The organism is Corynebacterium sp. HMSC11D10, from assembly GCF_001806995.1.
Classification (GTDB): Bacteria; Actinomycetota; Actinomycetes; order Mycobacteriales; family Mycobacteriaceae; genus Corynebacterium; species Corynebacterium coyleae.
Genome location: NZ_KV787030.1, coordinates 1 through 13,110, shown reverse-complemented (window position 1 = coordinate 13,110; position 13,110 = coordinate 1). Strand labels below are relative to the sequence as shown.

Here is a 13,110-nt window from a genome sequence, read left to right as displayed (position 1 = left end):
TGCCATCATCGACAACAAACCAGAAGCACCCGCCGCCGACAAGGCAGACGACAAAGCAGAAGCACCAGCACAGGTCGAAGCAGAAGCCCCGGCTCAGGCCGACAAGGCCGAGGAGCAGGTACAAGACCAGGCTGAAGCTGAGCAGCAGGAAGCACCGGCCAAGGTGGACAACGCCAAGAAGCAGGCAGACAACAACAAGCCTGCAGGAGCAGACGGCAACATCGCCGCCATTATCGCCCCGATCGTCGCCCTGCTAGCCATCGTCGGCATCGGCATCGGCTTCGCCAACATGATGCTCTAACCAAACACCCAAACCACAAAGAGTGTGCCCCAATGAGGGCACACTCTCTTTTCGTTGCTGCCCCTGATCGTCTAGCACCCCCGCACATACAGCTAGACGGTCTCGAAACCGCCTTCACAAACCCCCAGGTGATAACGAACACCATGGTCAACACGGAGCTCATCGTCTGGTTGCACAAACACCGAGCTAGACGACCAGGGAAAACAGCAGGCCAGGACCGTCGAGCAGAAGCGCAGAAGGCCCCAGGCAACGCAAAAGCACCCCGAGCGAGCGGGGTGCACTTTTACGTGAAGGGTGGACTAGCGGTCGTCGTCCTCATCCCAGTTGGCGTAGTCGGCGTACTGGTCGTCCACCTCGGAGTCGTCGTCATCCCACCTGCGGCCCGGGGTCTTCCCTGCAAGCTCGCGTTGGAGCGAGGCGAGATCCATTTCAGGAGTGTTGTACTTCAGCTGGCGAGCAACCTTGGTCTGCTTGGCTTTTGCGCGTCCGCGGCCCATGGCGTGACCCCCTTGAGGTGGTTCTGGGCGGCCCATGTGTGGGCGGCCTCTTATGATTCTTCGTTATTTTCCTGTAGGACACTATAGCTTGAGTATCTTAAAAATGCCCCTTAGGTGTCCCACCTGCGGTTATTTTGGCGTCATGCCGCCACGACGAAGCTGATCAACAGCTTTGCGGCCCGCACGTTCACCCTCATCTTGTGGCAACGAGGAGGGGTCGACGGAGGCTGCAGCGCCCTGGATTTCGAGGGGAACCTCCAACGCGGATCGCTTCACGAGGGCGAGAGCCACCGGGCCTTCGTCGGCATCGTGCACGACGGTGCCAAGCCGGCCCACGTTGCGCCCGCCGGCGGTGATCTCCGAACCGGGCACCGGCTCCTCGGGGGCAGAGCCGTCGAGTTGGAGTTTGACCAAAAGCCTGGGGGAGCGGCCGAGGTTTTCCACTCGGGCAACGGTTTCCTGCCCGCGGTAACACCCCTTTTCCAGGTGGACGGCACCGATGTGGTCGCCACGATTGATGAGGTAGGGGGCTTCGTGGGGGATGGAGCGCTCGTCGAGGTCGGCGCGCTGCTCCGGTTCGCCGGCGGCGACGCGCAGGGCGGTAAACGCCATCAGACCGGCCAGTGGAAACTGTTCGGCGATGGCGTTGAGTTGCTCGCGGGGCACGGCAATATCGGTGCGGTGCACCCCACCCCAGTCGTCGATGACGCGAGTGAATACAGCGCCTTCAACCTGGGCAGCAGCAGGGCCAAGCAGCGTGACCACGGCAAGGTCGGTTTGCTCCACGGTCACCTCGGACCAGAACACCATGCGCTGCAGGTAGGTCAGCAGGCTTTCTGCCTGGTAGGAGGGGGTGTCCAGGTAAAACACGCCATCGGTTACGGCGATATCGGCGTGGTGCAGGATGCGCCCCTGTGCGTTGAGGTCGAGGGCGGAGGCGGTGAACCCGGAGGTGGCGTCGTCAAGCTTTTGCGATAGCAGGTTGTTGAGGAACCCCGGCGCATCAGGGCCGGACACCGCAATGACGGCGCGGTTGGAGCGGTCGACGGCGACGGTATCTCTGGTGGCCTTGCGTTGTTCCCCCAACGGATCGCCGTAGTGCCAGGCGACGCCGGTGGCGTCGAGAAGCGAATCGCCCGGAAGCTCCGCAGCACCCGGCTTGGCCAAAAGAACCGATGCGTAACCCATGGGCGCCTATCATAGGGGGCATTATGTCTATTGCACCGCTCGCGCCTGCGCCCGTGATCTACCTCGTCGAACCGTACGGCGGGTCCGTACGCCGCCAAAACACCAACATGCCCCACGTGTTCTGGGACGATGCGGTGGTCACGCGCGGCGATGGGATCTTTGAAAGCATCCTCATTCGAGATGGCAAACCGCTCAACCTGGAGAAGCATCTCGAGCGCTTCGCCCGGTCGGCGGAACTGATGGATCTGCCGGAGCCGGGCGCGGCCCACTGGGAGCGCGCCACCGAGGAGGCGGTCGCCGATTATTGCCGTGAGCGCGGCGGCACCGAAGGTGTGGAAGCGAAGTGCGTATGGACGCTCTCACGCGGCCGTGAAACCACCGGCGTTGCAACTGCTTGGCTGACCATACGCCCGCTTGACGACGACACCCTGGCACAACGCGAACGCGGCGTGTCCGTACTCACTACCCTGCGCGGCTACACCGTCACGGGCGATGCGCCGTGGATGCGCGAAGGTGCGAAAACGCTCAACTATGCGGCGTCGATGGCGGCGCTGCGTTGGGCGAAAGCCGGAGGCGCGGACGATGTCATCTACATCGATCCCGACACCGGACGCGTGCTCGAGGGGGTGACCTCGTCGGTGGTCATGGTGAAGAAGGGCGGGTGGTTGCGCACACCGGCACCGGGGCCGGGCGTGCTGGCCGGCACCACCCAAGCCGCCCTGTTTGAATACGCCGCCGAGCAGGGGTGGAAGTGTAAGGCGAAGGACATCTACCTCAACGAACTGTTCAAGGCGGAGTCGGTGTGGCTGGTGAGCTCCACGCGCATCGCCACCAGGGTAAAGCGCCTGGACGGCAAAAAGCTCCCCGCTCCCGACAATGAAGCCGAGATCAAGGAGCTGATTTCCGCGGCGCTGAGCTAACCGGCGCTAGCCCGCGATGCGCTTCAACTCTGCGGACATGTACGGCACCATCTCGCCGTTGACGGCGCGCTCGTCAACCCAGCCGAGGTTGTTGTTCGGCATCAGGCCGTAGAGGCGCTTGCCCGGACCGTGGGACTCAGGGCCGGTCTCCGTTGCGATGGTGGAGGCGCTGGTGAGCTGCCATGCACGCTCGTTGACAGGCGCGCCGTACATGATCTCGACCAAACCGCGGGAGTTGGTCAGGGTCACCTCGATTTCGTCCTTGAGAGAGATGCGCCAGAAGCCGACCTCGCGCTGGTCGGCGCCGGTGGCGTTGCCGTCCTCGTCGAGACGCCACGTGCGCGACTCGAAGCGGAGGTAATTCTCACCGTCGTGGGAGACAACAAGGCGCTGGCCGAAGGCGTACTCATCGCCGTTGTCGTTGGCCTGGCCGGAGCCGGTCCACACGCCAACCAGCGGCAGGAGTGCGAGCAGGCCGTCGTGCAGGCTCGGGCCGAAGCGCAGGTTTGCGGTGTCGTCCTCGAGCGGGAAATCTTCAAAGTCGAACGTCGGGATATTGCGGTGCGCGGTCGACTTGGACTGCTCGGACGCAAGGTTGACGGCGTCGTTGCCGCTTAAGGTGGCCGGTTTCGGCGTGTTCTCGGTGTTTTCTACGTTCTTTTCTTCACTCATGGTGTCCAAGGGTAGCTGCTTGTCCCATGGGGTTGAGGTCCGCCGGGTCAAATGCGGTGTTGATGCGGTCGCGCGAGAACTCAATCGAACCGCCGCGCAACTGCACTCGGTCCGCCGGCCCGTCCAACGGCAGGGTGCGGGTGTCTAGGTCGAGGGTGAACGCGGCCTGGGTTTCGGGGGAGGTGTCGTCGATAAGTTTGCTGGGGCGCATCTGGAAGATGCCGTCGATCAGGCGCAGCGTAACCACAACCGTCACCGGGTCTTCTGTACCGGGAACCGTGCCGGTGAGCCGGGCCTCGCTTGCGGCCCCGCCTGCGGGGGAGATGTCGTATGGGTTCGCGATGTCCAGGTCCGTGATGCCGAGGAGGGTTCCGAACCCGACGCCGTCGAGGCGCACCCGGCGGCGCACAAGGCGTGCCGTGCCCGACTCGAACTCGCCCGAAAGCGCTTCGCGGGGGTTGTCGAGGGCGAGGTCGAACACGTCTACGCCGGTCGTCGCTACGCCTGGCCCATCGACGGCGGCATCGAGGTGTTCCACGCTCACACGCGCGACCTTGCCGGTGAGCAGCGACGCCGTGTACGGGAAACCACCCACGGACGCCTGGATGCCGGGTTGGGCGACGGTGCGTTCCACGTTTGCGGCCACGATCGTGTCAGCGCCAGCCAACACAGCCAGCGCCGCCGCTACGGCGACAGCCGCTTTCACACGTGCCCGCATCGTTTCCGCCCTCCGACGTACCCTCTAAGACATGACTGTCGACATCGTAAGCGCCACCCTGCCGGAAACCCTCGTCCGCCCCATTCTGGATGCCGCCCAATCCGAAGACGGCGTCGCCGCGTTCTCCGAGGCGTTCGAGCGCGGGCTTTTCGACGACACCCTCAACCACACCCACCTCATCGCCAAAACCGGCGATAAGACCGTGGCGGTCGCCGGCATTGCAGAAGACGGCTCAACCGAGCTGGCCGTCCACCCAGAGCACCGCCGCCACGGCTACGGCCGCGCGCTGGTCCAGGGAGTGCTGGAGCGCAACGCCGACGCTGGATTCTGGGCTCACGGCGACCTGCCCGCAGCGCAGGCGCTGGCACGCGACCTCGGGATGGAACAGGTGCGAGAACTCCTGGTCATGGGGACTGCGCTGGATGCTGACGTGAAGGCGGAAGTGCGCGAGGGCTACGAGCTCGTGCAGTACCCGGAGTTGGTGTCGCGGTGGGGGCGTGAGGTCGTCGATAAGCAATGGCTCGAGGTGAACAACGACGCGTTCTCCTGGCACCCCGAACAAGGCGGCTGGGACATCGCGCAGCTGCACCGGGCGATGGACACCGACTGGTTCGACGCCGACGGCGTGTGGTTCCTCGTCGCCGGCGATGAGATTGCGGGCTTCCACTGGACCAAACGACACCCGGATGGCACCGGCGAAATCTATGTCGTCGGCCTCTCCTCGAAGCATCGGGGGGAGGGAATGGGGGGACCGCTGATTCAGGCCGGACTGAACTACCTCGCGGAGTGCGGATCCTCGCAGGTCATCCTCTATGTCGAAGGCGACAACGAGCCGGCGGTAAAGCGATACCGCCAGCTCGGCTTCGATACTCGCGAGCGCCACGTGGTCTACAAACCGGCCTCCAAAAAATAGCGACTGACCTGCGGTGTTAGCCAGGATTTTACGAGTTCACCAACAGTTCACCCAATCAGCAACCAGGGATTAACCGGCGCTGTCTAGGTTTTGTGTCGTAAGTGATCGGACATCTGCCTGGTGTTCCGGACCGAACAGTTAAATACCTGAAAGGTTCCCCGTGATTCGTAACTTCAAGCGCACCGCCGCAGTCATTGGCGTCGTAGCAGCCTCCTCCGCCACCCTCGTCGCTTGCGGCGGCTCCAACGACACCGAAGGTGCAGCAGGTACCGAAGCGGAATCCACCGCAGCGGCCGAAAAGGGCGACTACGAGCTCTACGGCCAGCAGGGTGACATCCTCGCTGAGGGCGCGTCCTCCCAGCAGAACGCCATCGACTACTTTGCCTCCGTCTACTCCGCAGAGGTCCCGGGTGCTTCCATCGCCTACACCCCGTCCGGCTCGGGCGCTGGCCAGAAGAACTTCATCGCCAACCAGGCTGTCTTCGCAGGTTCTGACTCGCCGCTGAAGGACGACCAGGTTGAGGCTGCTGCACAGCGCTGTGGCGGCAACGAGGCATGGCACCTGCCGTTCGTCATCGGCCCGGTTGCTATCGCCTACAACCTCGAGGGTGTCGACGAGCTCAACCTCACCGTGGACAACATCGTCGAGATCTTCCAGGGCGTCATCAAGACCTGGAACGACCCGAAGATCGCAGAGGCTAACCCGGGCGTTGAACTGCCGGACACCCCGATCAACGTCTTCTACCGCTCCGACGAGTCCGGCACCTCCGACAACTTCCAGAAGTTCCTCGCAGCCGCATCCGACGGCAAGTGGGAGTCCTCCGGCAAGGCGTTCCCGAACGCAGTGGGCACCGGCGCCAACGGCTCCTCCGGTGTGGCACAGGAAGTCTCCGCTACCGACGGTTCTATCACCTACGTCGAGGCTGGCTTCGCTGACAAGAAGGCCAACATCGACTTCGGCAACGGCCCGGTCGAGCTGACCAACGAGTCCGTGGCGAAGACCCTGGACAACCTGACCTTTAAGACTGAGGGTCACAACATGGTCGTCGACGCCGACGCCCTGTTCGCCACCGACACCGCCGGCGCTTACCCGCTGGTGCTGACCACCTACGAGATCGTCTGCTCTGCGGGCTACGACGAGGCAACCTCCAAGATGGTCAAGGACTTCCTCAACATCGCCCTCGACCACCAGGATGCAGAGCTCGAGGCTGAGGGCTTCATCCCGGTCACCGGCGCACACGCTGAGCGTCTGCGCGAGGCGATCAACGCCATCCAGTAAGGCCAACTAGCGAACGACCCCCGACTGAACACAGTGACATCGGGGGTTGATTGCTGTAGACCACCCCTGTTTCTCTCCATTTATCTCAAGGATCCGAGCACATGGCTGACAATGACGTTGCGGTAGCGGAACGCACCGCACGGAACTCCGGACGCGTGAAGCGCCCCGGAGACCGGTTCTTCGAAATCTTCTCCACAGCATCTGCAACGCTGATCACCGTTCTCGTTGCTGCCATTGGTATCTTCCTGCTCGCGCAGGCGCTGCCGCCGCTGATGCGTAACGACGGCGGCGTGCTCGGCTTCTTCACCTACGGTGGCCCGTGGCAGACCGCAGACCTGGACGCGATGCAGTTCGGTATTCCGAACCTGTTCTTCTCCACGGTGACCATCTCCATCATCGCGCTGATCATCGCGATGCCGGTCGCCCTCGGTGTTGCACTGTTCTTGTCCAACTACTGCCCGCAGCGCCTCGTGCGCCCGCTGGGCACCCTGGTGGACATGCTCGCAGCCGTGCCGTCGATCGTTTACGGCCTGTGGGGCGCACAGGTGCTCGGCCCGAAGCTGGGCAAGTTCTACGAGTGGGTCAACAGCTGGGGTGGCGATTTCTTCCTGTTCGCCACCTACCAAAACTCCCCGCCGTTCTCCACGGCCCGCAACGTCATGACCGGTGGCATCGTGCTTGCCATCATGATCCTGCCGATCATCGCCGCAACCGCCCGCGAAATCTTCGTCCAGACCCCTCCGGGACAGATCGAGTCCGCACTTGCCCTCGGCGCAACGCGCTGGGAGGTCATCCGCATGACCGTCATCCCGTTCGGCCTGTCCGGCTTCATCGCCGGCTCCATGCTCGGCCTTGGCCGTGCGCTGGGCGAGACCATGGCGCTGTACATGGCGGTTGCGCCGGCGAACGACTTCCGCGGTTCGCTTTTCGACGGCGGCACCACCTTCGCAACCGCCATCGCCAACGCCGCAGCCGAGTTCAACAACCCGGTCTCCGCCGGCGCCTACATCGCAGCAGGTCTGGTGCTGTTCCTGCTGACCTTCGTCGTCAACTCGATCGCGCGTGCGATCGTCAACAAGAAATAAGGAGCGGAGCGAAACATGTCTACTGCAGTATCCAAACCGGCTGAGACAGCCCGCCCCGAAAACCCATTCATCGACATCGCCTCGAGCCGCAAAACCACAAACTCCATCATGGGTGGACTCATGTGGTTCTGCATGTTCCTCGCCCTCGTCCCGCTGCTGTGGCTGCTGTTTACCGTGGTGTCCCGCGGCTGGCACGTCATCGTGGATCCGGCGTGGTGGACCTCCGACATGGTCGGTGTCCGCGCGTCCAAGGAGGGCGGCGGTGCGCTGCACGCGATCATCGGTACGCTCATGCAAACTCTGATCGCGTCGCTGATCTCCATCCCGATCGGCGTGTTCACCGCGATCTACCTGGTTGAATACTCCAACGGAAACCGCCTGGGCAGGCTCACCACCTTCATGGTGGACATCCTTTCCGGTGTGCCGTCGATTGTTGCAGCACTGTTCGTCTACGCCCTGTGGATCACCATCCTGGGCCAGCAGCGCTCCGGCTTCGCCGTTTCGCTCGCGCTGATCCTGCTCATGGTGCCGGTCGTCGTGCGCAATACCGAAGAGATGTTGCGCGTCGTGCCGATGGACCTGCGCGAAGCCTCCTACGCACTCGGTGTGCCGAAGTGGAAGACCATCATGCGCATCGTGCTGCCGACCGCCCTGTCGGGCATTGTCACCGGCATCATGCTGGCAATCGCCCGCGTCATGGGTGAGTCCGCACCGGTGCTGATCCTCGTCGGCTCCACCCCCGCAATTAACTGGTTCGACATGTTTGACAAGCCGCAGTCCTCGCTGCCGCTGTACATGCTGGACATGTGGAAGTCCGGCGCCACCGGCCCGGCCAACGACCGACTCTGGGGCGCAGCACTGACGCTGGTCATCCTCGTTGTCACGTTGAATTTGCTCGCACGCTTCATCGCAAAGCGCTTCTCGGTCAAGAAGTAACCATCCCGCCCGCGTCCCCGTCAGGAGAACTCACAGATGTCCACCAAGCTCGAACTCAACGACGTCAACATCTACTACGGCGACTTCCACGCCGTGCAGAACGTCAACATGGAAATCCCCGCCAAGTCGGTCACCGCATTCATCGGCCCGTCCGGCTGCGGTAAGTCCACCGTGCTGCGCACGATCAACCGCATGCACGAAGTCATCCCCGGCGCTTCCGTCAAAGGCCAGATTCTTCTCGACGGCCACGACATCTACGGCAAGAACGTCGACCCGGTCGCCGTGCGCAACACCATCGGCATGGTGTTCCAGAAGGCAAACCCCTTCCCAACAATGTCCATCGAGGACAACGTCGTCGCGGGCCTGCGCCTGGCGGGGGAGAAGGACAAGAAGAAGCTCAAGGAAGTAGCTGAGCAGTCCCTTCGCGGTGCGAACCTGTGGGACGAGGTAAAGGACCGCCTGGACAAGCCGGGCGGCGGCCTTTCCGGTGGCCAGCAGCAGCGCCTGTGCATCGCCCGTGCGATCGCCGTGCGCCCAGAGGTGCTGCTTATGGACGAGCCGTGCTCCGCCCTCGACCCGATTTCCACCCTTGCAGTGGAGGACCTGATCCACGAACTGAAGGATCAGTACACGATTGTCATCGTGACCCACAACATGCAGCAGGCAGCGCGCGTGTCCGACAAAACCGCGTTCTTCTCGCTCGAGGCCACCGGCCGCCCGGGCCACCTGGTGGAGTTCAACGACACCACCACCATCTTCGAAAACCCAGAGCAGAAGGAAACCGAAGACTACATCTCCGGCCGCTTCGGCTAAGGCTTGCGGAACTTGCGCTCGATGGTGGCGAACTTCTCCAGATTCTCGTAATCAGGTTCGTCCCGCTGGCGCAAGTACGCCTCAGGCCTCAGGCCGGTGACCAGAAACACCATCTGGCCGGCAATATCTACGCAGCGGTCCGCGTAGCGCTCGTAGTAGCGCGAAATCATCGACAGGTCTACGGCCTCGCGAGTGGAGTATTCCCACTCCCGGTCGGAGACCAACGTGCTTAAGAACGCGCGCATGTCGTCGACGCCCTCGTCGATAGTGTGCAGCTCAACTGCCACATCCGGATCCGGATCATCCAACAATGCTCGGGTGGTGGCACCCATCGCAGCCACCAACCGGGTCATTTCCTCGACGTAGCCGTGCAGCGGCGGCGGATACACCGACGCGGGGTGGCGCTGGCGCACCAGGACTGCAATGTTGCGGGCGAGCGAACCCATGCGTTCGAAATATTCCACTAGGTGGATCGCAGCCAGCACCTGACGCAGGTCAGTCGCCACAGGGTTCTGCAGCGCGAGCAAGCGCATGCTTCGCTCCTCACACCGTTCGCCGATTTCTTTGAGTTCGTCGATCAGGGTCAGGGCGGCTTCGGCGTCGTCAAGCGACTGCTCCAGCAGCCCCTTCGACGCGTGCTCCATGATGGTGCGCACCGTGTCGCACATGGTCATGAGGTCCTGGTTAAAGGCCTCCAGAGTCTCTCGGTAGGCGGCTCTCAGCATGCGCTTCATGCTACGCGCTCGCAGTTAACCACCGTTATTCTCAATTTCTGCACCTTCCGGCACGGTGTCGTCCTCCGGATCATCCAGCCACCCCTCCGGCAGGGCAATCTTGCCGGCAGAACCCTGGCGGCCGCGCGCGTCATCCGCATGCTCGGCCATTGCTTCAGAATCCGCGATGGGGGCGAGGCGCTCCTTCAACTCCGCAAGAGACGTCACTTGGGCAAGCGACTTGCGGAATTCCCCGCCTACCGGGAAACCACGCATGTACCAGCCGGTGTGCTTGCGGATGTCGCGGCACGCGTGGTGCTCACCGTCGTGCTCTGCCAACAGCTCTGCGTGGCGGTAGATGATGCTGGCTACCTTGCCCAGGGTCGGCTCCGGCGGGATCTCCTCGCCGCGCAACTGCGCGCCCAGTTGCGCGAACAGCCACGGGCGCCCAAGGCAGCCGCGGCCGACCTCCACGCCGTGGCAGCCGGTTTGCTCCATCATTTTCGCCGCATCGTCGGCGGCGAAGATGTCGCCGTTGCCGATCACCGGCACGCCGGTACCGTCCATGTGCTCCACAAGGCGGCCGATTTCGTCCCAGTGCGCCGCGCCCGAGTAACGCTCCGCACCAGTGCGGGCGTGCAAGGCAACGGCGGCGGCACCCGATTCGGCAGCAATGCGTCCGGCATCCAGGTGCGTGTGGTGGTCTGCGTCAATGCCGATGCGGAACTTCACCGTAATTGGAATGCCGGAGCCTTCCGCAGCGCGCACCGCGGCGCTGACGATGTTGCCGTACAGACGCCGCTTGTATGGGATCGCACAGCCTCCGCCCTTGCGCGTGACCTTCGGCACTGGGCAGCCGAAGTTCATATCCACGTGATCGGCGATATCTTCCTCGACGATCATCCGCACGGCTTCATACGTGAACTTGGGGTCCACCGTGTACAGCTGCATCGACCGCGGCGTTTCCACATCCGCGAAGGTGGTCATGTGCATCGTCTTCTCGTTGCGAGCCACCATCGCACGCGCCGTGATCATTTCGCAGACGTACAGCCCCGAGGACGTGCCGGTGAGTTCCTCCTCGATCTCCCGGCACAGCACACGAAACGGCATGTTGGTCACCCCGGCCATCGGCGCGAGGATGACGGGGGAGTTCAGATCAATGCCGCCGATAGTTAAGGCGGGGGCTGCGGTAGTCATAGTTCTGCCTATTGTTCACGCCCGTTGTCGCCCCGTCCAATCGTGGTTGCTACGCCCGTTCGGGGGTAATTTGGGCGGCGATAAGCATTTGCTTTGCGACGAGACCACACACCCTCATGGCAATGAGTGATGGGTCACAATATGGTGGGGGTGTTACCTGAACGGATTTAACAGGATTGAGGGAGATCACATGAGCGATCGTATTGCTTCCGCCAAGTTGCGTGACAAGGTCATGACCGCCGAAGAGGCCGTCCAGTTTGTCAACCACGGCGACAAGGTTGGTACTTCCGGCTTCACCGGTGCGGGCTACCCGAAGGCCATGCCGGCCGCAATTGCAGAGAAGGCAAAGGCCGCCCATGCGAAGGGGCAGGACTTCTCCATCGACTTGTACACCGGCGCCTCCACGGCACCGGAGTGCGACGGCGTCCTCGCTGAGGCAGGCGCGCTGCGTTACCGCATGCCGTACCAGTCTGACCCGACCATGCGTAACAAGATCAACGCTGGCGAGATGAAGTTCCAGGACATTCACCTGTCCCACTCCGGCATGATGGTCGAGCAGGGCTTCTTCGGTGACGTTGACCTCGCCATCGTCGAGGCAGTGCGCATCACCGAAGAGGGCAACATCGTCCCGTCTTCCTCTGTTGGTAACTCCGTGGAGTTCCTCAACGCAGCCAAGAAGATCATCATCGAGGTCAACTCCTGGCAGTCCGAGGAGCTCGAGGGCATGCACGACATCTGGCTCGTGCCGCCGCTGCCGAACCGTATCCCGATCCCGATCACCAAGGCCGGCGACCGCATCGGCAAGACCTACATCGAGATCGACCCGGAGAAGGTCGTCGCAGTCATCGAGACCAACGACGCTGACCGCAATGCACCGTTCAAGGCACCGGACGAGGTCTCCGAGCAGATCGCAGGCAACTTCCTCGACTTCCTGGAGAACGAAGTCAAGGCCGGCCGCCTCACCTACGATGGCTACGTCATGCAGTCCGGCGTGGGCAACGTCCCGAACGCCGTGATGGCAGGCCTGATGGACTCCAAGTTTGAGAACATCCAGGCCTACACCGAGGTCATCCAGGACGGCATGGTCGACCTGATTGACGCCGGCAAGATGACCGTCGCCTCCGCAACCTCCTTCTCCCTGTCGCCCGAGTACGCAGAGAAGATGAACAACGAAGCATCCCGCTACCGCGAGTCCATCATCCTGCGCCCGCAGTCCATCTCCAACCACCCGGAGGTCATCCGCCGCACCGGCCTGATCGCCTCCAACGGCATGATCGAGGCGGACATCTACGGCAACGCCAACTCCACCCACATCAACGGCTCCCGCCTGATGAACGCCCTGGGCGGCTCTGGCGACTTCACCCGCAACGCCTACATCTCCTCGTTCATCTCCCCGTCCGTGGCCAAGGATGGCGCCATCTCCGCAATCGTGCCGATGGTTTCCCACGTCGACCACACCGAGCACGACGCCATGGTCTTCATCACCGAGTACGGTGTCGCCGACCTGCGTGGCCTCGCCCCGCGTGATCGTGTGGCAAAGATGATCTCCATCGCCCACCCGCAGTACCGTCCGCTGCTGGAGGAGTACGTCGAGCTCGCCGCGAAGTGCAAGTACCAGGCAACCCCGCACGACCTGCGCCACGCCTTCGACTTCCACACCCGCATCCAGGAGACTGGCACCATGCTGAAGGAGAACTAAAACCTCCTTCCGGCGCGCGTGCAGGGCGATTACCGCACGCGCGCACATGGGGGCTACACTTAGCCCCCGCGGGCCTTTAGCTCAGTTGGTAGAGCTACGGACTTTTAATCCGCAGGTCGTGGGTTCGATCCCCACAGGGCCCACCGTGTCATGAGTCGCGACATGCTTGACGGATGAGT

General features: G+C 62.9%; 13 protein-coding genes, 1 tRNA gene and 1 pseudogene. 9 read left to right on the top strand and 6 right to left on the bottom strand.

Annotated features, from left to right (window positions below; genetic code table 11):
- Nucleotides 1-301: pseudogene (locus HMPREF3120_RS03110) on the top strand (hypothetical protein); the annotation flags it as partial.
- Between the two features lie 299 nt (nucleotides 302-600).
- Here HMPREF3120_RS03110 and HMPREF3120_RS03105 read toward each other — a convergent pair.
- Nucleotides 601-798, bottom strand: coding sequence for a DUF3073 domain-containing protein (locus HMPREF3120_RS03105; RefSeq protein WP_070423032.1), 198 nt, complete (start codon nucleotides 796-798; stop codon nucleotides 601-603).
- Between the two features lie 129 nt (nucleotides 799-927).
- Nucleotides 928-1,986 carry a CAF17-like 4Fe-4S cluster assembly/insertion protein YgfZ gene (locus HMPREF3120_RS03100; protein ID WP_070450749.1) on the bottom strand — a complete coding sequence of 353 codons (1,059 nt, stop codon included), beginning with the start codon at nucleotides 1,984-1,986 and terminating at the stop codon, nucleotides 928-930.
- A gap of 23 nt (nucleotides 1,987-2,009) precedes the next feature.
- Between HMPREF3120_RS03100 and HMPREF3120_RS03095 the strand changes: the two genes are divergently transcribed.
- Nucleotides 2,010-2,906, top strand: a complete 897-nt coding sequence (locus HMPREF3120_RS03095; RefSeq protein WP_070450747.1) for an aminodeoxychorismate lyase — start codon at nucleotides 2,010-2,012, stop codon at nucleotides 2,904-2,906.
- A gap of 6 nt (nucleotides 2,907-2,912) precedes the next feature.
- On the opposite strand, the gene HMPREF3120_RS03090 is transcribed toward HMPREF3120_RS03095, so the two are convergent.
- Both HMPREF3120_RS03090 and HMPREF3120_RS03085 read right to left on the bottom strand, forming a co-directional pair.
- Nucleotides 2,913-3,578: a heme-binding beta-barrel domain-containing protein gene (locus HMPREF3120_RS03090; RefSeq protein ID WP_070450753.1), complete on the bottom strand. Its 666-nt coding sequence runs from the start codon at nucleotides 3,576-3,578 to the stop codon at nucleotides 2,913-2,915.
- Nucleotides 3,571-4,296: an LmeA family phospholipid-binding protein gene (locus HMPREF3120_RS03085; protein WP_070450745.1), complete on the bottom strand. Its 726-nt coding sequence runs from the start codon at nucleotides 4,294-4,296 to the stop codon at nucleotides 3,571-3,573. The genes HMPREF3120_RS03090 and HMPREF3120_RS03085 overlap by 8 nt, the downstream gene beginning before the upstream one ends.
- 31 nt (nucleotides 4,297-4,327) lie before the next feature.
- Here HMPREF3120_RS03085 and mshD point away from each other — a divergent pair, with 31 nt between their 5' ends.
- The 5 genes from mshD (at nucleotide 4,328) to pstB (ending at nucleotide 9,322) form a co-directional block, all read left to right on the top strand.
- Nucleotides 4,328-5,209 carry a mycothiol synthase gene (gene mshD, locus HMPREF3120_RS03080; RefSeq protein WP_070450742.1) on the top strand — a complete coding sequence of 294 codons (882 nt, stop codon included), beginning with the start codon at nucleotides 4,328-4,330 and terminating at the stop codon, nucleotides 5,207-5,209.
- Nucleotides 5,210-5,369: 160 nt separating this feature from the next.
- Nucleotides 5,370-6,488: a phosphate ABC transporter substrate-binding protein PstS gene (gene pstS / locus HMPREF3120_RS03075; protein WP_070450740.1), complete on the top strand. Its 1,119-nt coding sequence runs from the start codon at nucleotides 5,370-5,372 to the stop codon at nucleotides 6,486-6,488.
- 101 nt (nucleotides 6,489-6,589) lie between these two features.
- Entirely contained in the window at nucleotides 6,590-7,573 is a 984-nt protein-coding gene (gene pstC, locus HMPREF3120_RS03070; protein WP_083284753.1) for a phosphate ABC transporter permease subunit PstC, read from the top strand.
- A 15-nt stretch (nucleotides 7,574-7,588) separates the two neighbouring features.
- The gene (gene pstA, locus HMPREF3120_RS03065; protein WP_070450738.1) at nucleotides 7,589-8,509 is read left to right on the top strand and encodes a phosphate ABC transporter permease PstA; all 921 of its coding nucleotides are present in this window, start codon (nucleotides 7,589-7,591) and stop codon (nucleotides 8,507-8,509) included.
- Between the two features lie 36 nt (nucleotides 8,510-8,545).
- A complete protein-coding gene (gene pstB, locus HMPREF3120_RS03060) occupies nucleotides 8,546-9,322 on the top strand; it encodes a phosphate ABC transporter ATP-binding protein PstB (RefSeq protein ID WP_070450732.1) in 777 nt (258 codons plus the stop codon).
- Here pstB and HMPREF3120_RS03055 read toward each other — a convergent pair.
- Nucleotides 9,319-10,044 (bottom strand): phosphate signaling complex PhoU family protein, encoded by a 726-nt coding sequence (locus HMPREF3120_RS03055; RefSeq protein WP_070450751.1) that lies wholly within the window; start codon nucleotides 10,042-10,044, stop codon nucleotides 9,319-9,321. The two genes, pstB and HMPREF3120_RS03055, sit on opposite strands and share 4 nt — an antisense overlap.
- Before the next feature lie 27 nt (nucleotides 10,045-10,071).
- Nucleotides 10,072-11,232, bottom strand: a complete 1,161-nt coding sequence (gene dusB, locus HMPREF3120_RS03050) for a tRNA dihydrouridine synthase DusB (protein WP_070423042.1) — start codon at nucleotides 11,230-11,232, stop codon at nucleotides 10,072-10,074.
- Nucleotides 11,233-11,422: 190 nt separating this feature from the next.
- On the opposite strand from dusB, the gene HMPREF3120_RS03045 reads away from it, so the two are divergent.
- Nucleotides 11,423-12,931 carry an acetyl-CoA hydrolase/transferase family protein gene (locus tag HMPREF3120_RS03045; protein ID WP_070423043.1) on the top strand — a complete coding sequence of 503 codons (1,509 nt, stop codon included), beginning with the start codon at nucleotides 11,423-11,425 and terminating at the stop codon, nucleotides 12,929-12,931.
- A gap of 70 nt (nucleotides 12,932-13,001) precedes the next feature.
- Nucleotides 13,002-13,074: transfer RNA gene (locus tag HMPREF3120_RS03040), tRNA-Lys, on the top strand.
- The last annotated feature ends 36 nt before the right edge of the window (nucleotides 13,075-13,110 follow it).

Bases quoted from the DNA above. Each gene is read 5' to 3' on its own strand.
- pstA (WP_070450738.1), top strand. From the start codon at position 7,589: ATGTCTACTGCAGTATCCAAACCGGCTGAGACAGCCCGCCCCGAAAAC.
- pstB (WP_070450732.1), top strand. From the start codon at position 8,546: ATGTCCACCAAGCTCGAACTCAACGACGTCAACATCTACTACGGCGAC.
- HMPREF3120_RS03085 (WP_070450745.1), bottom strand. From the start codon at position 4,296: ATGCGGGCACGTGTGAAAGCGGCTGTCGCCGTAGCGGCGGCGCTGGCT.
- dusB (WP_070423042.1), bottom strand. From the start codon at position 11,232: ATGACTACCGCAGCCCCCGCCTTAACTATCGGCGGCATTGATCTGAAC.
- HMPREF3120_RS03045 (WP_070423043.1), top strand. From the start codon at position 11,423: ATGAGCGATCGTATTGCTTCCGCCAAGTTGCGTGACAAGGTCATGACC.
- pstC (WP_083284753.1), top strand. From the start codon at position 6,590: ATGGCTGACAATGACGTTGCGGTAGCGGAACGCACCGCACGGAACTCC.
- HMPREF3120_RS03105 (WP_070423032.1), bottom strand. From the start codon at position 798: ATGGGCCGCGGACGCGCAAAAGCCAAGCAGACCAAGGTTGCTCGCCAG.
- HMPREF3120_RS03100 (WP_070450749.1), bottom strand. From the start codon at position 1,986: ATGGGTTACGCATCGGTTCTTTTGGCCAAGCCGGGTGCTGCGGAGCTT.
- HMPREF3120_RS03095 (WP_070450747.1), top strand. From the start codon at position 2,010: ATGTCTATTGCACCGCTCGCGCCTGCGCCCGTGATCTACCTCGTCGAA.
- HMPREF3120_RS03090 (WP_070450753.1), bottom strand. From the start codon at position 3,578: ATGAGTGAAGAAAAGAACGTAGAAAACACCGAGAACACGCCGAAACCG.
- mshD (WP_070450742.1), top strand. From the start codon at position 4,328: ATGACTGTCGACATCGTAAGCGCCACCCTGCCGGAAACCCTCGTCCGC.